The sequence below is a fragment of the Burkholderia sp. b14 genome, from assembly GCF_900156195.1.
Taxonomy (GTDB): domain Bacteria; phylum Pseudomonadota; class Gammaproteobacteria; order Burkholderiales; family Burkholderiaceae; genus Mycetohabitans.
In genome coordinates, this window is the sequence record NZ_FTPJ01000003.1 from 113,716 (window position 1) to 138,424 (window position 24,709).

Below are 24,709 nucleotides of genomic sequence, written 5' to 3' on the forward strand. Positions count from 1 at the left end.
TTCCCAGAAAATACTACCGATCCGATGCAGCATATCAATCTGAAACAAGCTTGCGTTCGAATTGTTGCTAGCGTGTTCCTCGGCGCGTTGATGGCTGGAGTAAATGGGGCGTACGCCGACGAAACAGGAAGTTGGCAAAAAAGTGCCAACCTGGGGCGGGGTTCCCGGCCACTGGCGGCACAAGACGGCGCGACGCAGAGCGGTGCCCAGGCTTCCCAGCAAAGCGCGAGCCAGACCTTTTCGTCCAATACCCATGCGTTTCTTTCCGGCATGGCCACTAAGGCTGGCGATGTGGTCGTCGGCGCGCTCAACATGATCGGGGTGCGTTATCGGTGGGGGGGCAACTCGCCCAGTTCGGGTCTGGACTGCAGCGGCTTCGTCCGTTACGTGTTCCAAGACACGCTCGGCCTGACGCTGCCGCGTCGCGCAGAGGAAATGAGCCGCGTCGGCGAAAAGGTCAAGATGAGCGAATTGAAGCCGGGCGACTTGGTGTTCTTCAATACGATGCGTCGCACGTTCTCGCACGTGGGCATCTATATCGGCGACAACAAGTTCGTGCATTCGCCGTCGACCGGCAGTACGATCCGCGTCGATGAACTGGATAGCGGGTACTGGGAAAAGCGGTTTACCGGCGCGCGTCGGCTTGACGCCGCGTATCCGGCGAAGGCTGACGCGTTGCGGCAACGCGTCAGCACATCGACATCGGACTGAACGCTTCCGGCCGCGCGCTGACCGGATCGCCCCTGTCTGTGCGTTTACTGTGAGCGGGCCAGCGCGAGCCTTTGCTGCAATTGCGGGAAAATCCGATTAACGGCCTCTTCTCCGGCGAGGATCGCCGCGTTCCGCTGGCCGAAATCGCTGCCGCTCATCGCGGCGAGGTTGGGATGGACCACGATATCGGCATATTTGTCGAGTTCGTAGGTTTTGATCGACTGCCCCATGATCGCGAAGGTCTGCATCAGCACGTCGAACGAACTGCGTGTCAGACCGCTTTCCGGGCGCTGCGAGATGTCGATGGCGATCACGAAATCGGCCCCCATTTTGCGGGCGAACGCGGCTGGCACCGGGCTCACCAGGCCACCGTCAACATATTCGCGATCGCCGATGCGCACCGGCTCAAATATCGACGGCACGCTGCACGAAGCACGTACCGCGATGCCGGTATTGCCCCGCTGAAACAGGATCGGCTGGCCGCTTTTCAGGTCGGTTGCCACGATGCCCAGTGAACGGGCCATCTTTTCGATCGGCCGGTTGTTCAGCGTGGTGTTGATATAGTTTTGCAGCGCGACGCCTTTGAGGAAGCCGCGTGAGCGCAAGGGCAGCGCCCAGTCGCTGATCGCCGCCTCGTTCATCGTCAACGCAAGCTTGTTCATCTGCAGGCCGGTCATACCGGACGCATACAAGGCCGCGATGACTGAGCCGGCGCTGGTGCCGACAACCATATCGGCCTCGACGCCGCGCGCCTCGAGCGCCTTAATGACACCGATGTGGGCGAAACCACGCGCCGCGCCTCCGCCGAGCGCCAACCCGATCTTTAGCGGGCGGGGCGGTGTGGCGGGCGGCAGCGAGGGGGCGGCTATATTGGAGCGGGTCTTAGCGCCGGTGCATGCGGCAAGCAGCGTGGCCGTCGCGGCGCCGAGCAAGCGGCGGCGGGTGGGCGAAACAGCAAACAGCTTCAACGAAATCTCCAGCTTGAAGTGGGCGCACAGGTCGATGTTGCCGCGACACGGCAACGACGGTGCCCCGCGCGCATTATAGGCGTATTGCCTTGACTAGGCGCATTGCTCTGACATTGCCCGGGGCGTCGCGGCCGCACCGGTATAATGATGGCTTGCCCGGTCCCGCGAGTCTTGCCTCGAACCGCGGGCCATGCCTCGAACCACCTGATCTGCAATGACCACCTCCGTACGTACCCGCTTTGCGCCGAGCCCGACCGGCTTCATCCATCTTGGCAACATTCGCTCCGCGCTTTATCCGTGGGCGTTTGCCCGCAAACATCACGGCACGTTTATTCTGCGCATTGAAGATACTGACATCGAGCGATCGACCGAGGCAGCCACGCAGGCGATCCTCGATGGCATGCAGTGGCTCGGGCTTGATTTTGACGAAGGGCCGTACTACCAGATGCAGCGGATGGACCGCTATCGCGACGTGATCAAGCAACTGCTCGATCAGGGTCTCGCGTATCCGTGCTACATGTCGCCCGAGGAACTGGATGCACTGCGCGAACGGCAGCGCGAGGCGGGCTTAAAGCCACGCTATGACGGCACCTGGCGGCCCGAACCAGGCAAAGTGTTGCCGACGCCGCCCGCCGGCGTGCAGCCTGTTGTGCGATTTAAGAATCCGCTGAGCGGCACGGTGGCATGGGACGATGCGGTCAAGGGGCACATTGAGATCTCGAACGATGAGCTTGACGACCTGGTCATCGCGCGGCCCGACGGTACGCCCACGTATAACTTTTGCGTGGTCGTTGACGACCTGGACATGGCAATCACACATGTGATCCGTGGCGACGACCATGTGAACAACACGCCACGCCAGATCAATATCCTGCGTGCGCTGGGTGGCACGCCCCCCGTGTATGCGCATTTGCCCACAGTGCTCAACGAGCAAGGCGAGAAGATGAGTAAGCGCAATGGTGCGATGAGCGTGACGGGGTATCGCGATGAGGGCTACCTGCCCGAGGCGGTGTTGAATTATCTTGCTCGGCTTGGTTGGGCGCACGGCGATGCGGAAATCTTCTCGCGCGAGCAGTTTGTCGAATGGTTCGACCTCGAGCACCTGGGCAAGTCGCCGGCACAGTACGACGCCAATAAGCTGAAGTGGTTGAATAACCATTATCTGAAGGAAGCCGACAACGCGCGCCTGGCGTCGCTCGCGTTGCCGATGCTGACCGCGCTTGGTGTCGATGTGACACGGGGGGCGCCATTGGACGGCATTGTCGCGCTGTTTAAGGATCGCGCGAACACCGTCAAGGAGATCGCCGAGAGCGCGGTGATATTTTACCGGACGCCAGCGCCGGCAGCGCAGGAGCTTGAGCGACATCTGACGGATGCCGTGCGCCCCGCGCTTGCCGAGTTTATCGAAGCCCTTGCGGGGATCGACTGGACGAAGGAGGCGATCGGGACGGCGTTGAAGGCGGTGCTGGCAGCCCACAAGCTTAAGATGCCGCAGCTGGCGATGCCAGTACGTCTGCTGGTGGCCGGGACGACGCATACGCCGTCGATCGATGCGGTGCTGTATTTGTTCGGTCGCGAGACGGTACTCGAGCGGTTGAGGGCGGTGCTGTCTTGAGCACGGTGACAGAATTTTGCGTCAAGGGGCTTTACAAATGGTCGGTTTGTCCCTAGAATCTCGTTCTCTGTCGGGGGGTATAGCTCAGCTGGGAGAGCGCTTGCATGGCATGCAAGAGGTCAGCGGTTCGATCCCGCTTACCTCCACCAAGACATAGTCAACAGAAAGCCGAAGTAGTCCGGAAAGCCTTGGAAAATCAAGGCTTTTTCTAATTTTACGGCTCCTACATTCCCCTGTATTCCGCGGCGCGCCCGCGTTTGGGCCTTCCCTAAGTCGAGGGTTGGATCGAGCAGCGTGACGTGTGCCTGCTCACAGCTGCGCGCTCAGTCGAAAGCCGACTGTGACGCGGGCCGTCGATAACGCCGTTGGACGATACAGGGGCGTGCCAGCGAACAACTCGTACGTGTAAGTGGCCAAGCGCGTAGGCACCGTGCCACGCAGCCCAAGGGCCGTGCCAACGAGCCGCGTGCCGTCTTGGCCTCGTGTCAGTGGACCGAAGACTTGGCCATAATCGAGCGCCGCATAAGCGTGCTGCCCGGTGTGCGCGATGGGCGCTTGCAGTTCATTGCGCCAGTAAAAGCCGCGCTCGCCGGCGAGCATTGTCTCGCCATCGAAACCACGCACCGTGTAGCGGCTGCCGATGGTCAAGCTATCCAGATAAAACAGCCGGTCGTTGGTGAACTGCCCGTGTGCGGCACTGACGTAGCGCAACGGCTGGTTCGCGAGCGTGAACGGCACGGACAGATTCGCATCGAGCGATGCCATGCGCAGTCGATACGTCGGATAGCCGCGTGGCAACGCCGGCGTTGCACCGAGCCAACCCAAACCATGCCGGTACGCGAGCAGGCCGTCAAACTGTGCGCCGCCGACATAATGCCGATGGGTCAAGCCCAACTCGATAAACGTATTATTACGTCGTTGTGGTTTGATTTCGGTGTCTTCGATAAAGCTCGCGCCAAAGCGCTTAATGCCGCGTAGCTGCACCCCGAACACACCGGCCTGGCTGCGCGCCAGTGTGCGATGCACGCGCGCGTCGACGAACTGGCTGTTGCCGCTCGCGACAAAGGTGTGGTTCGCGCCGACAATCTGTTGGTAGTAGGTGTTGGTACTGGCGGACAGCGATGCGGTCCAGTACCCATACGGGATCGAATAGGCAGCGTTCCAGCCGTGCGAGCCGAGCCGCTTGTCGCCGAAACTGAGATCATGGTTGGCGCCCACGTTCAGTATGTCGTTCAAGCCCAGTGGGTTATCGACGCCGACGCTCACGTGGCCTTGCAGCTTGCCGGTCGCCCGTGCCCCCGAGTTGTCCACTGCTGCGACGATCGTCCACGGCTTGGCGCGCCTCAGCTGGATCACCACGTCACTCTGGCCTGGCGTCTGGGCGGGTTCAATCCGCATGTCGACGTCCTGACTCGGTACGCGCTTGAGCTGCTCCAGGCCTTGTTCAAGATCGCGCAGATTCAGCGCGTCGCCGGCTCTAGCTGGAAACGCGGACTTCCATGTGCCGCGTATCGTCGGCTCCGAGAAACGCACGGCATGAATCACGCCTGGCACTAGCGTGACGGTCAACTCGCCGTGCGACAGATCCTGCTCGGCCAGCATAACCCGTGTTGTGATGTAGCCGCGGCTTAAAATCTCCTGTGTTAGCCCACTGACAATCCGGTCCAAACCCTGCTTGCCGACGCATTGACCCGCGTAGTGTGCCAGCCATTGACGTGCAAATGCGAAGCGGTCCTGGGGCAGCGCCGAGGCGCCTTGCGCGCGCACGGATGCCGGTAGAAGCTCAGGCACCTTAAGCGCGAGGCGGTCAAGGCGAAAGCACGGCTGCTCGATGGGCAACACCGGGTAGGCCGCGGCGGGCGGTGCGCTGGAGCGTACAGCAGGCGTGTTGATGGCCTGTTCGCGCTCTTGTGCCTGGCGCTGTTGCTCAAGCCGCTGTTCCGGATAGGTGGTTTGCCGCGTCGGTTCAGGTGGGTTTTGCGCCAGCGCCCCGGGGCTGGTGCCTATGCCACCGAGCAGTAGGGCCGTGCATCCCACAAGCGGGCCAGCGTAGCGAAGGGGTAGCCGTGCTGTCGAGGTTGGCAAAGCAGGCGCTCCTTGACAAATAGGGCTGGCGCGGCCAGCGGGGCCCTGATATTGGCATGGCGGGGCGGCCCACTGGGGTGGGCGGGTCCGTCCCGCGCAGTATTTTTTCCGATTGAATGGGGGCGGTGTCCGGGGCACGGCACAGGCGGTTGGCCAATGGCGAATCTTATACTAAGGTAGTTCAATTGCCCAACGAGGCGAATCTCTATGGCAACGCGTTGGATTCTAGTGGGTGTTGAGCCGGTGTGGCGTGTGGGCCGCGCCCGCTTCGTGGCGCTCTGGCTGAGCGCGTGGCCAGCGTGGGGTCTTGCGCAAATCGTGCCGGCTCCTGGGGGCGAGACGCGAGTCATCCAAACGCAAAATGGTTTGCCGCAGGTCGATATTGCCCGGCCGTCCGGGGCAGGCGTGTCGGTCAATCACTACCATCAGTTCGACGTCCAAGCGCCCGGCGCGATCCTAAACAATGCTTCGGCGATTGTTAAAACGGGTCGAGCAGGCTATATCAACGGCAATCCGCACTTCGGCCCGAATCAGTCGGCGCGCCTCATCGTCAACGAGGTTCATAGTCTAGAAGCAAGCCAGCTGCGTGGCCCTGTAGAGGTGGCCGGTCCGCGCGCTGAGGTGGTGGTCGCTAATCCGTCGGGCATTATCGTGAACGGCGGGGGCTTTATCAACACGAGCCGGGCGACGCTGACGACCGGACAACCGTACTATGGCGCAGACGGCTCGCTAGCCGGCTTCAATGTGTCGCGTGGGCTGGTGACTGTGCATGGTGCAAAGTTTAATGCGTTGAACATCGATCAAGTGGACCTGATCGCACGCGCGGTGCAGGTGAACACCGAAATTCGCGCCAAAAACTTGAACGTGGTGAGCGGCGCGAACCAAGTGCCTTACGCTACGCTAGCGGCCACGACCATTCAAGGCGACGGGCCGGCGCCAAGCGTATCGATTGACGTTGGCCAACTCGGCGGTATGTACGCCGATCGGATTGTGATGGTTGGCACCGAACACGGTGTGGGAGTGCACAGCGCGGGTACGATTAGCGCGCAGGCCGGTGATTTGACGCTGTGCGCAAACGGCAAGCTCACGCTCACGCCAACGAGTCAAACCAATGCAAGCGGTCTATTAAGCGTGCGCGCGCAGGCTGACATTCAAAATGATGGCAAGCTTTACGGCAAACAAGACGTGTCGGTTTCAAGCGCGAGTTTGCTGAGTAATGTCGGTACGCTCGCAGCCCAACGCAACTTGAAGGTCGAAGCGCACAGGGTGAACTCAAGCGGTGGGTTGGGCGCCGGAGCCGATGCCGACGGCGTGATCGACAGCGCAGGCGAGCTCGAGGTCAAGGCCACCGGTTCACTGGTCGCCACAGGCCATCAATTGGCGGGCGGCAACATGACGCTTGAAGGTGCCGCCGTTGACCTGAAGCACAGCAACACACTTACCGACGGTCATTTGGAACTCTACGCGAAGTCTGGCGATATCGACTTGACCGGCGCGGAAGTGGTGTCACAAGGCACTGCGCGCATCATCGCGGACGATGGCGTAGTGAACCATAACCAAGGCAAGCTGTCGTCAGGCGACACGCAGACGATCCGCGCCGCGGCATTGTTGAATCAGGACGGGCAGATTTTTTCAGAATCGACATTGGATATCGACGTAGCGGGGAAGATGGACAATCTGCGCGGGCTCGCGCGAGCAGCCGGGCGCGTCCTCGTGAAGGCCGGCTCACTGGATAATACGGCTGGGCGCGTCACATCGAAAAGCGATGATGAGCTGTCGGTGACGACGGTGGGCCCACTGACGAACGCGGCGGGTCATACGGTGATGGGTGATCAAGGCGGCGTGATTGGCGGCAATGGCAACGTCAAAGTGCAGGCCGGCACGCTCACCAACAGAGGTCGCGTCACGGCGAAAGGAATGCTGAAGGTCAGCGGCCAGTCCATCAATAACAATGACGGTACGCTGAGCGCGAAACGGTTGGATGTGACGGCCGATTCGCTCACGAATGAGAAAGGGGTGATTGCACAAACGGGCAAAGGCGACACAGTGGTTCGCATAACCCACAAGTTCGATAATACATTGGGCACGATTCGAAGCAACGGCGAAAATCTAACGCTCAAGTCTGAAGCAGGCAGCTTGACGAACAATAGCGGCACGCTTTATCACGGCGGCAGCGGCACACTGAAAGTGACTGGCGCCAGCACGCTGACAAACCTTAGTGGTTTGATTGACTCGGCCAGTGTGCTCAATGTGGACGGTCAATCGATTGACAATACCGGCGGTGTCATCCGTACGAAGACCGGCTCCGTCACACTTACCTCTGCGTCGACGTTTAAAAACAATCAAGGTGTCGTGCAAGGCGGGAATGGGCTCGAAGTATCGTCCGCCGACACGCTTTTCAATCAAGAGGGCAAGCTCGTCAACCGGAGTTCCACCGGCACGCTCGCCGTATCCGCCCAAGAGCTCGACAATACGAATGGCCAAATCGCCGACACCGGTACGGTTCACACGTTGATTAAGGCCGCGTCGCTCCATAATGCCAATACGAACGGCCAGACCCATAGGGGTGTTATTCGCGGCAAAGGGAACGTGACGATCGACAGCGCCGCCGTGCAAAACGGCGCGAATGGCCAAATTGTCGCCGATCGGGACCTGACTTTTAAGAATACGGACCAGCTTACCAATGCGGGCCAACTCACGGCGGATGGTATGCTGACCGTCGAGCAGCCGCACGCCGTCTTATCGAATGTGGACGGCCAGATCAGCGCGACGAAGGTCAAGCTGACTGTCGCGAGCCTTGACAACACGAGCGGCCAGATCGCGAATCCGAAAGGCTCAAGTGGCGACATTACGATTCAGACCGGCGTGCTGACTCAGCATGCCGGCACCATCGCGAGCGCACGGGACCTGAAGCTCAGCGCGGTCTCGCTCATCGGCGATGGTCAGCTCATCGGCGGTCGCGATGCGGCCATTTCACTGCAAGACGACTACACGCACGGTGCGAACAACCAGATCACTGCAAACCGCAACCTGACCTTCTCAACGACGGGTCAGCTGACGAACACTGGCAAGCTGTCGGCAGTCGGTAATCTGACCACCCGCTCGAACGGTTTAATCAATCGAGGCGAGATCAGGTCGGGCATACAAGGGGTGACTGGCACGGGGATAACTACGCTTGAGGCCGGCAGCGGCGAGCTAATCAACGAAGGGAAAATTGACGGCCATGCGGTTACGACGACCAGCCAGCATCTGACGAACACGGGTTCGATCATCGGCGGCACACTCACGCACACGGCGAACACGATCGTCAACGATGGTGCGCGGGCGGTCATGGCGGGCACGCAGCAGGTCAACCTCTATGGAGCCAACACTGTCACGAACCGGAACGGCGCAACGCTTGTTAGTCTCGGCGACTTAAACATCGCGAAAGATGACCAGAAGGATGCAAGCGGCAGACTGATTAATCTAATTGACACGGTGAACAATTTGTCGTCGACGATGGAAGCGCATGGTCTGATGAACATCGCGGCCCGTCAGCTCAACAATATCCGTCAAAATGTACAGACAGAGACCCGTTCGTCAAGTTCGACGCACACCATGCGCCAGTTGCCGTGGTGGAGGCCCTCTCCGCCGGGTAGTTCACCCGCGTTCCAAGATGCGAATGTGCACATGCACCACGCGTACTATGTCAATCCAGCCGATATCATCTCATCGACACCGATCCTGACGCCGGACGGCTATTGGGTGACTCAGCTTGTTGTGAACCTGCCGTGGAATGCATCGGTGTTCGAGTGGAAGAATAGTGGCCTGTATCAAACCCAGTATCAGCAAGATTGGCGTGTTACGCTCCCGGCCGGTCAAGTGACACTCTATGCGTATGATGTAAAACACGGACAATCGAATCCGGATCAGCAGGGCGGTACCGCGTGGGATGAAAAGTTTTCAAAAAATACCTATTTGAGAAGTTTTAGCAATACGGCCTACTCGAACCATTACGGTAATTGCACAACAGACTGTGTGCGAATCGAAACTTACCCGGGCTATACCGACCCGAACACGCAGTTTATGAAAGAAACAGAGAGGCGCCGTGAAGGCCATTGGCCGGTCGAGACCCAGCGGATCGCTCACCAAACGGTGACCGAGACCGAATTGTCGCCCAACAGCGGTGCGCCCGCGCTGTTGACCTCAGGCGCGGCGATGAACTTGACGATCGGTGAGCTGGTGAACAACGACAATGGCACGATCGCCGCGGGTGGCGACTTGAACGTCAATGGCCAAAAGGTGCCGAATGGTCATGGCGCCGCGGTGATTAAGAATACGTCAACCCAGTTGACCAAAACGTATTCATTCACCAACCAATCCGGGTATAACCACGTGAAAGATCCCTATCCCGGCACCCCGGCACAGTGGGTTACGTGGACGAATCCCTCCATCACCTTCACGACTGGCATCGCCGGCGGCACGGTCACGAGCAACCAGGCTGTCACCATTGATGCAGGCGAGACTCGCAATATCAGTGTGCAGGCGACGCCCGTACCGGTGGGCGCGGACGCAGCTGCACTGGGCCTGCCGGATATCGATCTTAAGGGCCAAGGCGTGGGCGCCCCGAGGGGCGCAAAACAGCGCTCAGGTACGCCCGGTGTAATTAAGACGGTCGCGGGCGTGCGCACTAGCCGGCCTCAACTGAAGTTGCCCACGAGTGGTTTGTTTACCATCCAATCGGCACCCAATCATCCGTATCTGGTGGTCACTGATCCGCGTTTCACAAGCTATACCCAGTTCGTCTCGAGTGATTACATGCTTGGCCAGCTCGATTTGAACCCGCAAACCGTTCAAAAACGGATCGGTGACGGCTATTACGAGTCGCAGCTGGTCATGGCACAGGTGACTCAGCTGACGGGCAAACGCTATCTGGAGGGCTTTACCAGCAACGAGGACGAATACAAGCAGCTGATGACTCATGGCGCGGTGTTTGGCAAACAGTTCAGCCTAAAACCCGGCATAGCGCTAACGGACGCCCAGATGGAGGCACTGACGACGGACATCGTCTGGTTGGTGAATCAAACGATCACGCTAGCGGATGGTAGCCAGCAGACGGTACTTGCGCCACAAGTCTACCTCGCGAAATCGAACCACGTCGATGTGACGCCGAGCGGCGCACTGATCTCGGGCAATACCGTTCAGATCAAGGGCACAGACATCGTGAATCAAGGCGGGACGATCGCTGCAAAGGGCGATGCGGCACTGGCTGCGAGCAACGACATCCAGAATTTGGGGGGAGCCATCCATGCCGACAACCTCGCCTTGATGGCCGGCCGCGACATCATCAATCAGTCGCTCACTCGTACTGAGGCCCAGCATTTCACGACCGGCACGTCGACGCATACGTCGATCGGCGCGCTCGGTACGCTGAACGCGAGCGGTGAGATGCTGATGCAGGCCGGTCATGACCTGACGGTGAAAGGCGCGCGGGTGACAACGGGGGGCAACCTTGGCGTGATGGCAGGCCACGCGGTGAACATCGGTACAGTGGAGACGGGCTCGACCATTCAGACGCACAGCGATGCGCGCAATACCAGCGCATATCAGAATACGACACAGGTGGGCAGTGCGCTGCACACGGGCGGCAGCCTGGGCGTAGCGAGCGGTGGCGATATTGGTGTGACGGGTAGCACGCTGACATCGGACGCGGATATGGCGCTTGTCGGCGCTGGTCATGTCACCATCCGGGGCGCGACAAATCGCGCCGCTGTGAATTTGACCGGTGCGCATGGTCGTGATTGGGCGTATGACAATCATATGGTGGAGACGAACGTAGCTAGCCAGCTGTCAACAGGCGGTAGTGCCACGGTGGTGGCGGGTCAAGCTGCGTCCGGCAAACGGCTTGAAGTGCTGGGTTCAAATATTGTGGCCGGCACGAAAGGACAGGGTAATGGCGCGGTGAACCTAGCTGCGTCGGGCGACGTAACGATCGCCCAGACGCGTACGCGTACCCGCGGCGATGCAGCCAGCCATTCCGAAGCGGACAAATTTTTGTCAAGTTCATCAACGGATACTGCGCGCAGTTATGCGGGCAGCAACGCGCACGGCTCACTGGTGTCAGGTGAGACGGTGAGCGTATCAGCGGGTCATGACCTGAACGTGCGGGGCAGTGCCGTGGTGAGCACGCATGGCACGGCATTGGCGGCGGCAAACAACGTGAATATCGGTACCGCGCAAAGCACGGCGCAGGAATCGAATGACTACCGCCACCGTCAATCGGGCCTGCTAGCCGGAGACGGACTGGCCGTGACGATTGGCTCGCGCGCGCAATCGGACCAGGCGCAATCCTCGTCGCTCACGCATCACGGCAGCGTGGTCGGTTCGGTCAAGGACAGCGTGACGATCGAGGCGGGCAACGAGTTGCACGTGAAAGGCAGCGACCTCATCGCCGCGAAGGACGTGGTGGGCACGGCGAAGACGGTGACGCTGCAGACTGCGACTGATGAACAGCACCATAGCGGACAACAGGCGATGCGGCAAAGCGGCGTGACGCTCGGGATCCAAACGCCGGGCATCGCAGCGGTGAATAATGTGGTACAGCAGGCCAGCGCGGGTGCCCACAGTCAAGACGATCGGGTACGGGCGCTGCGCGGGCTAGCCGGGGCCAGTGGCCTGTACGATGCGTACCAGTCAGTGCCGGGCGAATTAGGCACGCTGGCCAAGGGCGAGATGCCCGAAGCGAAGCTGACGGTGAGCATCGGCTCGTCCGGCAGCCGCTCAGTGTTCAGCGAGGACAGTACGCAGGCGCGCGGCAATCGCGTGCAGGCAGGCGGGCTCACAAAATTCCAGGCGACGGGCGAGAAGGACCCAGGCCAAGGGAACGTAATCATTCGCGGCTCGCAGATTGATGCGCAAAACGTCCACCTTGCGGCCACCGATCGGGTCGATCTGCTCAACAGCACCGACACTGAGCGTGTGCGTCACGACCATGGCTCGACAAGCGGCAGCGTCGGCGTATCGATTGGCACGAAGGGGCTTGGCGTGTCGGCGTCGGCCGCGCGTGCCAACGGCGACGGCAACTCGGACGGGGCGATGCAGAACAACACGCACGTTCGCGCACGCGAGAGCGTGACGATTAAGAGCGGTGGCGATACGAACGTTGTGGGCGCGAACGTGAAGGGCAATCGGGTGGTCGCCGACGTGCAGGGCGACCTGAATGTGGCGAGCGTCCAGGACACCAGCGTAAGTGCGGCGCGCCAGCATAGCGCGGGCGTCGGGCTGAACGTGAGCCAGGGCGGGGGCAGTGCCAGTTTCAACGTGCAGAACGGCAACGCGCGTGGCAATTACGCGAGCGTTACCGAGCAGGCGGGGATCGAGGCTGGCGAAGGCGGTTTTGACATTGCCGTGAAGGGCAACACCGATCTGAAGGGGGCGTTTATTGCGAGTGAGGCGGTGAAAGCGCAGAATCGTCTGAAGACTGGCACGCTGAGCTACTCGGCGATTGAGAACCACTCGGATTACCAGGCAAGCACCTTGGGCATCAGTGGTGGCGCGACGACAGGCGACGGCGGCAATGTGTATCAGCCGACCGGATCGAGCTCGGGCAAGAATGCCGGGGGGGCGTCGCCGCTGTATCTGAGTGAAAGCGGCAGTAGCCGTGCCCGTACGCAAAGCGCGATCAGCGCTGCTGAGATCGAGATCACGAACCCTGATCAACAAAAGCAGGCTATCGCGGGGCTGAACCGCGATGCGACGAATCTGAACGGTCGGGTGGACAAGACGCCGGACGTCCAGCAGAGTTTGCAGAATCAGGGCGAGCTGATGAGCGCGATGCGTGATGCCGGCGAGGCGGTTGCGCGTCGGATCGGGGACGTGGCGGATGCCAAGCGCGACGCCTTGCTCCAGGCGGCTAGCGAGAGCGACGATCCGCAACAGAAGCAGCAGTATTTGGCTGAAGCGGAGCAATGGGGTGAGAGCGGGCGCTACCGTGTTGGTCTGCAGAGCGCGGGTGGCTCGCTGGTGGGAGGCATTGGCGGAGGGCTGTTGGGGGCGGCGCAAAGCGGCGCGGGGTCGTTGGTATCGGCGTTGCTGGCGAATAAGCTTGATGCGGTGAGCCGGCAGATTGCGGATCAGAAGCCGACCGGCAACGCGGACTTGGACAAGACGCTGGGCAACTTGGTGGCGAATGTGATGTCGAGCGTGGCGGGGGGCGTGGTCGGCGGGGCGCAGGGTGCGCAGGCGGCGTACAACGTCGATCGGTTTAATCGGCAGTTGCATCTAGAAGAGAAGCAGCGTATCAGAGAACTCGCAGGAAAAGACGAAGTTAAAGAAGCTCGGCTGGCGGCAGCAGCCTGTGCGATGGCGAAATGCTATGCGGAATACCCAGAGGACAGTGCGGCCTATCAGCATTTCAAGCAAATCGCGGAATTCGGTGCGAGCGATGCGTTGGCCGATGAACGCCGGATACTTTCGCAACAAGACGGCCTGTTCGGTTATACGACGTCGGGCTTATTCAGTGACGCGAATATCGATGCTGCGAAACAGTGGAACAACACGTATCAGTTCACGTCTCGGGGTGCGGGGGCAGCGCAAGCGACATTGGGTGCGATGGGTGTTGCCGGAGCAGTAGCGAGTGCGCCGATAACGTGTACGACAGGCCTTGGCTGCGTGGCGAATGCATTTGTGGCGGGTACGAGTGCAGATGTACTGATAGCGGGCGCGAAGCAGACGGTGTCAGGGCAGCCGGAATCGACCTATTTGAACCAGGCGTTGACGGGGCTTGGATTGTCGCCGGGTGCGGCAAGTCTGCTTGAAGCGGGATTGGGATTGGGCAGTGCAGTGACGGCGGGAGCGGTGGCGAACGCCATTACTGACCGGGCGGCGGCGTTGAACAAGCTGAGCGCGGCTAGTTATAAAGATTTCATGACCGATGGCGTTAAAGTGCCGCCAGAGATGATGCAATCACCCCAGGCGCAAGCACTGATGCGGGAGATTCGGATGGGAAATCCGGGTATGTCCCAAAAATACATTGAGGAAATTGCTCAAAGCTACATTGAATCAGGCACGAGTTTGCCACGAATAGGAACGGCATCGCCAGGTACGACGTTGGTGAAGGTGGTGCCAAAGGGCGATAGTATCTCACCGTACAGTGGTTACTGGTTGAGTCCCGAGCAAGCACGCGCAATCGCAACGATGACACCTGAACAAGCGGGCCAGATTTTGGGTTTACCGGCAACCCAAGCGGCTAACATGATGGGTAAGGGCGTGGATTACTACGCTATTACGCCCAAAGCGGGCATTGCGCCGAATGTGTTTGTATCGGAAGTTGCGGGAACTTCGCAGGGAATGGTAACGATGCCTGGCGGAGCGCAGCAAGTCATTGTGCCGAACCGAGGTCAGTGGATTGAGCCTTTCAAGATTAATCCATTTACGTTGCGCTGAGGTGAAGTGTGGATAAAGTCAAGAATTTGCAAGAGAAGGCGCGTGCATTGCACGAACTATTGGCTCGCTATGCAAAAGTAGATGACGATGCGGAAATGGTGCTGAGATTTATGAGCGGCTTATTTGAGGAGATTGAACAGGGTAAGGTAGTGCCCCCGGTGGAGGACAAATATCAATGGTATTTTGCAGATACCGACGGGCCGTTGTTCAAATATGCTGACTTACTTCATGTATTTGCTCAATATTCTCATGCTTTAGAAGATTGGTAGATATGAATTCACATGAATGTTTCCATTCGCGCAGCGCTTCTCTCCAACCGGCAGTTGCATCCGCAGGAGAGGAAGTGAATCAGTGATCGTGAAGCGATGTATGCGAAGCGTTACGGTTTGACCGCTGAACAGGTGCGTGAAGAGTTGACAATACAGGCAAACCTGCAAGTACAGAATGGCTCGCCAGGCGAATGGAATCAGCGCCCCCACGAATTCTTGAAGTGGGCACATGGGATGCTGCCGGCAGACGGTGAAAGCGGGCTAGGCTATATGTTCTATGCGACGCCAGATTAGAAGGCCAATCCGAGCATGTATGCGGGACATTATCCGGATGGAGTGGATTTAAATTATCCATCGGCAGAGCAAATCAACAGCAGTGTAAGTAAGGAGCAAGCGGATAGGAACCTAATAGGCGGGGCAACAATTGCGGCAGTGGCAGGTGGTGCGTTGGCCGTTGGTGCTCCAGTTGCGGTAGCTGTTGGAAATATCGGGTTTGCCACGATAGGAGCCTCGACTGGTGCAGGTATGGATGCTGCTGGTCAGTATGCGCAATCCGGTACGGTCCGGCCAGCACAGTCGGCACTAGCGGGGGCGACTGGTGCAATCGCAGGATCCATTGGTGCGAACACTGGATTCGTGGGAAACATATTGTTGGGCGGTGCTAGTAGCGTTACCAATACATTTTTCAACAATACCTACTACGGTGAATCGAACAGCACCCTGTACGCTGGTGGAGTCGGTGTTTTGTCTGGAGTGGGCGGCTATCTCGTTGGCTCAGCCACAACCCGAGGACTCACACAAGTGACACGGCCATTCATTTACCCAAATCTGAATCCTAAGATTCCTGCCTTGTTACAAGGTGTTAGAAATCCCTTCCCTGGATTTGGCGGTGCCACTGCGGGTTCTATAGTTCAAGGCACGTCGTCATTCGTGCCGAGCAAGGAGCCACAGAAATGAGAATATCGAAAATTGACGTGTTAATTTGCGACGATGGATGGAAAGGAACATGTACGCGTGTATTAGGAATTGTTCTTGTTTATTTGGGATTTGTGTATCTTCCTGTGGTTGTTGCTTGGGCATCTGCTATTTTAAATATAGTTGGCATGTCAGAAGCACAGTTGAGGAAGCATGGAGCGATTTTGTACGTCATTAAAATAGTTGTCGTCCTGGTGATCGCGATTGAAGTAATACGCATGCTTTTGATTGCTGTTAAAACGCGATGCTAGTAACGATCTGATTTTCCGCTTCAACAGGCTGCTGCATCAGGTTGCGAATTCGCGCAAGGACGAGAGAAAGCGCATTAAACGAAACATCGCACCGGCGTACGCGGTGGCACACGTCGGAATGACGGTGGAGGAAGCCACCGATAGGCTCGCGGCCCAGTTGCTGCGGCAAGTAGATACGACGGCGGCGAGTCAGGGTGGTTGAGACCAGGACGCATCGAACTATTTGAATGCGTATGCGGCGGCTCATCCCGGTGAGACGATCGGGGAAGCCCTGTGGGACGATACGGTGCCGTTGTTTGGCGCGGCGGCTGGATATTAGCGTAACGACAGTACGATCTTCAGCGCGGCGCCGCAGATGACGAACCCGCCGCCTCAATTGGCATTGGGGACGGTAGGAGGATACTTGGCCGGGATGGGGCAAGGGTTGGCTGACACGATCGGGCATCCGTTAGATACGCTGTGGGGCGGGGTTAAAGGCGCGTATGGGCTCATTACGGATCCTCAAGGCACGGCGCAGCAGATGCAGGAGGCGACGCGTCATGTGGTGACGCAGGCGGGTGACGGGAACTATGCACCGGCGGGTCGGCAGATAGGGCAGCAGGTAGGCGAGGCGGTTGTAGGTACAGTGGCAGGTGTTGGAGCAGGGAAAGCGGTTGCAGCGGTCAAGGGCAAAATCACCCCAATTGTGGATAATAATGCTGCGTCACATGAGGAGAAACACGTCGCAAACCGTCCAACTGATATACCTGTTGGCATAAGCGAAAGCCCGATGAAAGTTGAGCCTGTCACTAATGTACCAACCACAATAAACGGTATTAATTAGTCGGACCTGAACAATCCGTCCAGGCTTATGCAGCAAGGCTGGGAAGCTGAAAAGGTATTGTGGGAATTGCAAGAGGCAGGCATATTGGCGTGAATTTCCTGCAAATTTCGACGAGGGTTGAATGGGTCCGAAGACGCCGGCGCCAGAGGGAGATTTGTTCCGCCAGCCGCTGCGCGAGCAGATCAACTTAAAGCATCCATTGGTTCGTCTGGCCGATCTGATTGATTGGGACCGATTGAGCACGGCGATGAGCACGAGCTTCGTGTCGCAGCGCGGCCGGCCGGCAACGTCGCCGCGTTTGATCGCGGGGCTGCTGTACTTGCAGCATGCGTTCGACTTGTCGGATGAGGACTTGGTCTGGCAATGGCTGGAGAACCCATACTGGGTGCGCCGGGAGACCGGCAAGGTGTAGGTGGTGAGAGTCCACTACGATGAAGGCATAGCGAGCGACATCGCCCCCGAGCCGTGCGCGGGCATCCGTGAGAAGGTCAGCGAAGCGTCGGCAGGGGAACGTGCAGGCCAGCCATGGAGCCACGAAAGGGTTGATATCCCGGATGCTGACGCGCTCCAGTACGTGGAAGGCAATATGAGCGGGCGCGACATCGCGAGTGCCTGCCGATCCGGCGTGGTCGTAGAACCTGGCATGCACGCAAGCGCCTTGCACGGGAGGCGGGAGATCTCACGTCTGACCTGGCGTTGTAGCGGTACTGGCCAGGCCCGCGTCGGGAAGGCGAGGAGCCGAAGCCGATGATGCACGGACGTGAGAAGTCAGACTCCGCCATAGTAGCGAAGAAACCTGCGAACAAGGTCGGGAAACCGGCCGCGGAGTGGGTGGAGCCAAAGGCGGGGACCGAGGGGAACGCGAACCAGAATCACACGTGCCGGGCACAGAACCGGGCAAGCGTGTCACAGGGACTGGATCGCGTACGGCAGTTGGCGAGACAGCATAAGAAGATGCGTTTCACGACGTTGCTGCACCACGTCACCGTCGAGCGGCTGAGCGTTGCATTCTATGCGCTCAAACGTAAGGCAACACCGGGAGTCGATGGTGTGACGTGGCAAAGTTATGAAGTGGGACTGGGGAGCAATCTCCGGGACCTGCACAGGCGGGTTCATACAGGGAGCTACCGTGCCCTGCCAGTGCTGCGACGTTATATACCCAAGGCAGACGCAGGTCTCAGGCCCTTGGGTGTCGCCGCGCTGGAAGACAAGCTTGTGCAGAGCGTAATGGTTGAGGTTCTAAACGCCATTTATGAGGAAGACTTCCTCGGCTTCTCGTATGGATTTCGTTCGGGTTGTAACCAGCATGATGCACTCGATGCATTGGCTGCAGCGATTCAGTGGCGACCGGTAAACTGGATTCTGGATGCCGACATTCGAAGTTTTTTCGACACCGTCAACAGGCAATGGTTGATCCGTTTCGTGAAGCACCGGGTGGCGGACCCGAGAGTCATTCGCCTGATCGGCAAATGGCTCGATGCTGGGGTGCTGGACAATGGCCGGTTGATGTCGGTACAGGCCGGTACGCCCCAGGGTTCGGTGATCTCCCCATTACTGGCCAATATCTATCTGCACTATGTCTTTGATTTGTGGATAGAACGTTGGCGGCGTCAGCGAGCCCGTGGCACGGTGGTGGTGTCGCGATATGCGGACGATACGGTGGTGGGCTTCCAGCACGAAGCAGATGCGCTGCGGCTGATGAAGGAGCTGCGGCAACGCATGGAGGAGTTCGACCTCACGCTGCATCCGGAGAAGACCCGTGTGCTGGAGTTTGGTCGGTATGCCGCCGAGCGGCGAAGGCGTAAGGGCATGGGCAAGCCGCAGACGTTTGCTTATCTGGGTTTCACTCACATCAGTGGGACGTCACGCAACGGCAGCTTCCAACTCAAGCGCAAAAGCCGTAAGGACCGGCTGCGCGCCAAGCTTAAGCAGGTCAAGGAGCAAATGCGCTTGCGAATGCATGAGCCGATCGCCTCACAAGGGCTTTGGCTGGCGCAGATCGTTCGGGGCTACTTTGCATACCATGCCGTTCCGACCAATATCCGGGCGTTGCGTGCGTTCCGGCACGGCATAATGAACATCTGGCGGCGCACGCTCCGGCGGCGCAGTCAGAAGGACACGATGACGTGGCAGCGTATTGAGCGTCTGGCAGACGAGTGGCTGCCTCAACCGCAAATTCTTCATGCTTGGCCAGATCGCCGATTTGCCGTCAATCACCCGAGGTGGGAGCCGAATGCCTGAATTGGGCACGTTCGGATCTAAGCGGGGGTATCGGGTAACGGGTATTCCTACCGCAATCAGGTGTTCACCGGCCAGACGTACTTGCAGACGAAGCCGCCGATTGATCCGTCGAGCCTGACGCGCTGGCGCAAGCGGCTAGGCGAAGCCGGCGTTGAAGAACTGTTGGCCGAGACGATCGAAGCGGCCAAACGCGCGAACGTCATCAAGACTTCGAGCCTGAAGCGCTTGATTGTCGATACAACGGTGATGGAACAGGCGATTGCGCATCCTACCGACTCGCGTTTGCTCGAACGTTGCCGGGAACATCTGGTAAAAGCGGCCGCCCGGCACAGGCTGAAGCTGCGGCAAAATTACAATCGCGAGGCGCCGCGTCTGGCAAGCCAGGTAGGCCGCTATGCGCATGCAAAGCAGTACAAGCGGATGAACAAAGCGCTGCGCACTTTGCGTTCTCGAGTAGGACGCGTGATGCGTGATGTCCAGAGGCAGCTGGACGGCGTCGCTGAGCAAAGTCGCGCGGCGTTGGAAGCGCTGATTGGCCGCACGAAGCGAATTCTCACGCAAAAGCACAAGGACAAAAACAAGCTGTATGCGCTGCATGCGCCGGAAGTCGAGTGCTTGGCGAAAGGCAAACCACGCAAGCCGTACGAATTCGGCGTGAAGGTGTCGATCACGACGACGCACAAGGAGGGTCTGGTAATCGGAGCTCGTTCGATGCCCGGCAATCCCTACGATGGACACACGCTGGCCGAAGCGTTGGAACAGGCGGCGATCCTGAGCGACGTTCAGCCGCAAATGGCTGTCGTGGACCGCGGCTACAAGGGCGTCGCGGTCGATGGCGTGAAGCTCTATTATCCCGGCTTGCGACGCGGCATTACGCGCGGCCTGCGAGCAATGATTCGGCGTCGCAGTGCAATCGAGCCGGCCATCGGACACATGAAGTCAGACGGCAAGCTCGATCGAAATTGGCTCAAGGGTACGCTGGGCGATGCGATTCATGCGGTGCTGTGCGGCGCCGGCCACAACCTGCGCATGATCCTGCGCAAGCTGCGGCTTTTTTGCGCCCTGATCGGGCTTGCTCTGCTCAATCGTGAGGCTCACATGGTGTCAGCAGCATGAATTCGCCGCAGAGCAAAGCGAATTGTTCAGGACAGACTAAATAGGCCTGTTTCGATGTTTGGCGTGACGGTTCCACGTATCGATAATGTGAACTTGCTGCCATTTATTAAGCAGCCTTGGCCATATGGCACGACGCAAGGCGTCTTGCTTTACGGTGTTGGAGCGAAGGGAGCTGCCGTCGTCAACGATGTTCGGCAAACAGGAGATGAAAAATGAACTGGCGCAGATTGTATGCGACATTCCAAATCTGCTCTACTGTTTGCTTGGCCTCCGTAATTGGCGCTGGATGCTGGTCATTTCTTATTGCAGGGATATGCCGTTTGGTATTCAAATTGGATGAAGCTGTGGCGTTGCTTTCGATCGGGTTACCGTTATTTATTGTTCTGTTCGTCGTGTTTGCGAATTACTTGCCAAAACCGTTGCGCAAGTCGGGGATGCTGAGCGACGATCCGGAGAAATTCGGTCCGTGGTTCAGGTGAAAATTTGGGCAGCAGAAGCAGGCTATCGCGGGGCTGAACCGCGATGCGACGAATCTGAGCGGCCGGGTGGATAAGACGCCGGACGTCCAGCAGAGCTTGCAAAATCAGGGCGAGCTGATGAGCGCGATGCGTGACGCCGGCGAGGCGGTTGCGCGGCGGATCGGGGACGTGGCGGATGCCAAGCGAGACGCTTTGCTCCAGGCGGCTAGCGAGAGCGACGATCCGCAACAGAAGCAACAGTATTTGGCTGAAGCGGAGCAATGGGATGAGAGCGGGCGCTACCGTGTTGGCCTGCAGAGCGCGGGCGGCTCGCTGGTGGGAGGCATTGGCGGAGGGCTGTTGGGGGCGGCGCAAAGTGGCGCGGGGTCGTTGGTATCGGCGTTGCTGGCGCATAAGCTTGATGCGGTGAGCCAACAGATTGCGGATCAGAAGCCGACCGGCAACGCGGACCTGGACAAGACGCTGGGCAACTTGGTGGCGAATGTGACGTCGAGCGTGGCGGGGGGCGTGGTCGGCGGGGCGCAGGGTGCGCAGGCGGCGTACAACGTCGATCGGTTTAATCGGCAGTTGCATCAGGGCGAATACGATTTAGCGAAGCGGCATGCGAAGCTGGTGGCGCAGCAGCTCAAGATTAGTGAGCAGGAAGCGGAAGGCCGGATCGTAGCGGAAATACTGCGCAATTCGGATCAGCAGGCGGCGGAAGCGACAGGCAGCAAGCATGATTACGAGATTCGCAGTATTGTAGGTTGCCAAAATCTGAATTGCTACGGTGATAAAAAGGATGCGCAGTATGCGGATCATGATTACAACAGTCAGTACATCAAGCCGAACCAAGGGGCATATGACGCAGGGCAGAGCCAGCTTGGGCGGGGACAGACGTATAACGAGCTAGTGACGTCGAACATCAATAAGGATCCGGTTGGTGCAACGGTGGCGGGCACGGGGATGATTGGTCTAGGTTTGGCCGCGGGCGGTTCGTTGGCTCCGGCGGGCATGATGGGCGCGGGTGCGCTTTTGGGGCTGGGAGCTAATGGAGGTGTCCAACTCATGGGTGATCAGCCGTTTGACTGGACGAGCTTTGCGTTGTCGGGAGTGACGAGCGCGGTATCGACGGGGATGAAATTTGCTCCGGTGTTCATGACGGGAGTCGGCGGTGCGTTGACCGGCTCAGCACTGCAAGGTCAGAACCCGAATGCGGCGATGGGGGGCGCGGCGGTGGGGACGGTGATTGGGTATCCGATTGGAGCCAAAATTGAGGGCAAGCTCAATGACGTGCTGAATCCTTGGTATCGGCAGGAGTGGATGGATGTTGGGATGGGGATGTCGAAGTATGTACCGCCGAGCTCAATTCCATCATGGATGGGCAGTTTCGGAGGTGGCGTTATACAAGAAAAAGCTGGCGCGGCAGTGCAAAACAAGGTGAATGGAGCCGGCAAGAGATGAAATCGAAGACTGCCTTTGAATGGTTTCGTTGGGTATACAATGTGTTGCTCTGGTTTATCGGGGCAACCCTAATTGTGGCAATAAGTGAACTGATTGCCGGCCCTGCGGTGCTATGGCTGCTGTACGACATTCCGTATCAATTGCCAACGTGGAATCGGGCTGGCCGAATGGCAGTGTTTGTTGTTCTGTTCAGTTTTTTCGCAGGAACAGTGACGTGGTTCAGTGAAAAAAAGTCATCGGGTCGATAGTCTGAAATGGTGAACAACCAGCATATGCTGAGTTCATCGTCTGCGGCGTTTGCCTGCTGCGGTGTCAGGGGATAATGGGCACGCCGGCGATCATGTAGTGATGTCTGATGTGGTGGTAATGCGCGGGTGCCGATAACTGACGCTAAGAGGACATGCTGACCGGATAGGAATCCGGTGTGAGCAAGCAGGTCATTGGTGATCTGCATCCACGGGAAACGATGCGTCGGGCCTGGGTGAGCGTGCTGTTTACGCTCTTGCGTTTCGCAAGTCGGCGGGCAAGAACGCAGAGCGCGATCAGCGATGCTGAGATCGAGATCACGAACCCTGATCAACAAAAGCAGGCTATCGCGGGGCTGAACCGCGATGCGACGAATCTGAACGGTCGGGTGGACAAGACGCCGGACGTCCAGAAGAGCTTGCAGAATCAGGGTGAGCTGATGAGCGCGATGCGTGACGCCGGCGAGGCGGTTGCGCGGCGGATCGGGGACGTGGCGGATGCCAAGCGCGAAGCCTTGCTCCAGGCGGCTAGCGAGAGCGACGATCCGCAACAGAAACAGCAGTATCTAGCTGAAGCGGAGCAATGGGGTGAGAGCGGGCGCTACCGTGTTGGCCTGCAGAGCGCGGGTGGCTCGCTGGTGGGGGGCATTGGCGGAGGGCTGTTGGGGGCGGCGCAAAGCGGCGCGGGGTCGTTGGTGTCGGCGTTGCTGGCGAATAAGCTTGATGCGGTGAGCCGGCAGATTGCGGACCAGAAGCCGACCGGCAACGCGGACTTGGACAAGACGCTGGGCAACATTGTGGCGAATGTGATGTCGAGCGTGGCGGGGGGCGTGATTGGGGGAACGCAGGGCGCGCAGGCGGCGTACAACGTCGATCGGTTCAATCGGCAGTTGCATCTAGAAGAGAAGCAGCGTATCAGAGAACTCGCAGGAAAAGACGAAGTTAAAGAAGCTCGGCTGGCGGCAGCAGCCTGTGCGATGGCGAAATGCTATGCGGAATACCCAGAGGACAGTGCGGCCTATCAGCATTTCAAGCAAATCGCGGAATTCGGTGCGAGCGATGCGTTGGCCGATGAACGTCGGATACTTTCGCAACAAGACGGCCTGTTCGGTTATACGACGTCGGGCTTATTCAGTGACGCGAATATCGATGCTGCGAAACAGTGGAACAACACGTATCAGTTCACGTCTCGGGGTGCGGGGGCAGCGCAAGCGACATTGGGTGCGATGGGTGTTGCCGGAGCAGTAGCGAGTGCGCCGATAACGTGTACGACAGGCCTTGGCTGCGTGGCGAATGCATTTGTGGCGGGTACGAGTGCGGATGTACTGATAGCGGGCGCGAAGCAGACGGTGTCAGGGCAACCGGAATCGACCTATTTGAACCAGGCGTTGACGGGGCTTGGATTGTCGCCGGGTGCGGCAAGTCTGCTTGAAGCGGGATTGGGATTGGGCAGTGCAGTGACGGCGGGAGCGGTGGCGAACGCCATTACTGACCGGGCGGCGGCGTTGAACAAGCTGAGCGCGGCTAGCTATAAAGAGTTCGTGACCGATGGCGTTAAAATGCCGCCGGAGATGATGCAATCACCCCAAGCGCAAGCATTGATGCAGGAGATTCGGATGGGAAATCCGAATATGCCCAAGGTGGATATTGAGACAATTGCTCAACGTTACATGAGATCGGGCGCGAATTTGCCTCAAATGGGGACGGCAGCACCTGGTGCGATGTTGGTGAAGGTGGTGCCAAAGGGCGATAGTATCTCACCGTACAGTGGTTACTGGTTGAGTCCCGAGCAAGCACGCGCAATCGCAACGATGACACCTGAACAAGCGGGCCAGATTTTGGGTTTACCGGCAACCCAAGCGGCTAACATGATGGGTAAGGGCGTGGATTACTACGCTATTACGCCCAAAGCGGGCATTGCGCCGAATGTGTTTGTATCGGAAGTTGCGGGAACTTCGCAGGGAATGGTAACGATGCCTGGCGGAGCGCAGCAAGTCATTGTGCCGAACCGAGGTCAGTGGATTGAGCCTTTCAAGATTAATCCATTTACGTTGCGCTGAGGTGA

The 24,709-nt window shown here is 58.8% G+C and carries 14 protein-coding genes, 1 tRNA gene and 2 pseudogenes; 15 read left to right on the forward strand and 2 right to left on the reverse strand.

The window, feature by feature from the left end:
- Positions 1-24: 24 nt before the first annotated feature.
- Positions 25-711, forward strand: a complete 687-nt coding sequence (locus tag B0B13_RS05090; RefSeq protein ID WP_076785078.1) for a C40 family peptidase — start codon at positions 25-27, stop codon at positions 709-711.
- A gap of 44 nt (positions 712-755) precedes the next feature.
- On the opposite strand, the gene B0B13_RS05095 is transcribed toward B0B13_RS05090, so the two are convergent.
- On the reverse strand, positions 756-1,679 hold the full coding sequence (locus B0B13_RS05095) for a patatin-like phospholipase family protein (RefSeq protein ID WP_076797155.1): 924 nt from the start codon (positions 1,677-1,679) through the stop codon (positions 756-758).
- Between the two features lie 214 nt (positions 1,680-1,893).
- Here B0B13_RS05095 and gltX point away from each other — a divergent pair, with 214 nt between their 5' ends.
- Positions 1,894-3,294 carry a glutamate--tRNA ligase gene (gltX, locus tag B0B13_RS05100; RefSeq protein WP_076794797.1) on the forward strand — a complete coding sequence of 467 codons (1,401 nt, stop codon included), beginning with the start codon at positions 1,894-1,896 and terminating at the stop codon, positions 3,292-3,294.
- A 73-nt stretch (positions 3,295-3,367) separates the two neighbouring features.
- Positions 3,368-3,443: transfer RNA gene (locus tag B0B13_RS05105), tRNA-Ala, on the forward strand.
- A 160-nt stretch (positions 3,444-3,603) separates the two neighbouring features.
- Here B0B13_RS05105 and B0B13_RS05110 read toward each other — a convergent pair.
- Entirely contained in the window at positions 3,604-5,280 is a 1,677-nt protein-coding gene (locus B0B13_RS05110; protein WP_237573799.1) for a ShlB/FhaC/HecB family hemolysin secretion/activation protein, read from the reverse strand.
- Between the two features lie 306 nt (positions 5,281-5,586).
- On the opposite strand from B0B13_RS05110, the gene B0B13_RS05115 reads away from it, so the two are divergent.
- The 12 genes and pseudogenes from B0B13_RS05115 (at position 5,587) to B0B13_RS05170 (ending at position 24,704) form a co-directional block, all read left to right on the forward strand.
- Positions 5,587-14,802: a two-partner secretion domain-containing protein gene (locus tag B0B13_RS05115; protein WP_076794802.1), complete on the forward strand. Its 9,216-nt coding sequence runs from the start codon at positions 5,587-5,589 to the stop codon at positions 14,800-14,802.
- Between the two features lie 8 nt (positions 14,803-14,810).
- Positions 14,811-15,071, forward strand: a complete 261-nt coding sequence (locus tag B0B13_RS05120; protein ID WP_076794805.1) for a hypothetical protein — start codon at positions 14,811-14,813, stop codon at positions 15,069-15,071.
- Between the two features lie 96 nt (positions 15,072-15,167).
- The gene (locus B0B13_RS19115; RefSeq protein ID WP_237573802.1) at positions 15,168-15,365 is read left to right on the forward strand and encodes a hypothetical protein; all 198 of its coding nucleotides are present in this window, start codon (positions 15,168-15,170) and stop codon (positions 15,363-15,365) included.
- A gap of 659 nt (positions 15,366-16,024) precedes the next feature.
- Positions 16,025-16,297, forward strand: a complete 273-nt coding sequence (locus tag B0B13_RS17745; RefSeq protein WP_139337327.1) for a hypothetical protein — start codon at positions 16,025-16,027, stop codon at positions 16,295-16,297.
- 355 nt (positions 16,298-16,652) lie between these two features.
- Complete coding sequence (locus B0B13_RS19120) at positions 16,653-17,120, forward strand: hypothetical protein (RefSeq protein ID WP_237573803.1); 468 nt, start codon at positions 16,653-16,655, stop codon at positions 17,118-17,120.
- 121 nt (positions 17,121-17,241) lie between these two features.
- A pseudogene (locus B0B13_RS05135) lies at positions 17,242-17,505 on the forward strand (transposase); the annotation flags it as partial.
- Between the two features lie 362 nt (positions 17,506-17,867).
- Positions 17,868-19,361: a group II intron reverse transcriptase/maturase gene (gene ltrA, locus B0B13_RS05145; RefSeq protein ID WP_083703643.1), complete on the forward strand. Its 1,494-nt coding sequence runs from the start codon at positions 17,868-17,870 to the stop codon at positions 19,359-19,361.
- Positions 19,362-19,418: 57 nt separating this feature from the next.
- Positions 19,419-20,477: pseudogene (locus tag B0B13_RS05150) on the forward strand (IS5 family transposase); the annotation flags it as partial.
- Positions 20,478-20,601: 124 nt separating this feature from the next.
- On the forward strand, positions 20,602-20,817 hold the full coding sequence (locus tag B0B13_RS05155; protein WP_076794811.1) for a hypothetical protein: 216 nt from the start codon (positions 20,602-20,604) through the stop codon (positions 20,815-20,817).
- Between the two features lie 205 nt (positions 20,818-21,022).
- On the forward strand, positions 21,023-22,399 hold the full coding sequence (locus tag B0B13_RS05160; RefSeq protein ID WP_076794814.1) for a hypothetical protein: 1,377 nt from the start codon (positions 21,023-21,025) through the stop codon (positions 22,397-22,399).
- Entirely contained in the window at positions 22,396-22,647 is a 252-nt protein-coding gene (locus tag B0B13_RS05165; protein ID WP_076794817.1) for a hypothetical protein, read from the forward strand. The genes B0B13_RS05160 and B0B13_RS05165 overlap by 4 nt, the downstream gene beginning before the upstream one ends.
- A 176-nt stretch (positions 22,648-22,823) precedes the next feature.
- Positions 22,824-24,704 carry a hypothetical protein gene (locus B0B13_RS05170; RefSeq protein ID WP_076794819.1) on the forward strand — a complete coding sequence of 627 codons (1,881 nt, stop codon included), beginning with the start codon at positions 22,824-22,826 and terminating at the stop codon, positions 24,702-24,704.
- The last annotated feature ends 5 nt before the right edge of the window (positions 24,705-24,709 follow it).

Coding starts and splice junctions, on each gene's coding strand:
- B0B13_RS05090 (WP_076785078.1), top strand. CDS start 25: ATGCAGCATATCAATCTGAAACAAGCTTGCGTTCGAATTGTTGCTAGC.
- gltX (WP_076794797.1), top strand. CDS start 1,894: ATGACCACCTCCGTACGTACCCGCTTTGCGCCGAGCCCGACCGGCTTC.
- B0B13_RS05115 (WP_076794802.1), top strand. CDS start 5,587: ATGGCAACGCGTTGGATTCTAGTGGGTGTTGAGCCGGTGTGGCGTGTG.
- B0B13_RS19115 (WP_237573802.1), top strand. CDS start 15,168: ATGTATGCGAAGCGTTACGGTTTGACCGCTGAACAGGTGCGTGAAGAG.
- B0B13_RS17745 (WP_139337327.1), top strand. CDS start 16,025: ATGAGAATATCGAAAATTGACGTGTTAATTTGCGACGATGGATGGAAA.
- B0B13_RS19120 (WP_237573803.1), top strand. CDS start 16,653: ATGACGAACCCGCCGCCTCAATTGGCATTGGGGACGGTAGGAGGATAC.
- ltrA (WP_083703643.1), top strand. CDS start 17,868: ATGATGCACGGACGTGAGAAGTCAGACTCCGCCATAGTAGCGAAGAAA.
- B0B13_RS05155 (WP_076794811.1), top strand. CDS start 20,602: ATGGCACGACGCAAGGCGTCTTGCTTTACGGTGTTGGAGCGAAGGGAG.
- B0B13_RS05165 (WP_076794817.1), top strand. CDS start 22,396: ATGAAATCGAAGACTGCCTTTGAATGGTTTCGTTGGGTATACAATGTG.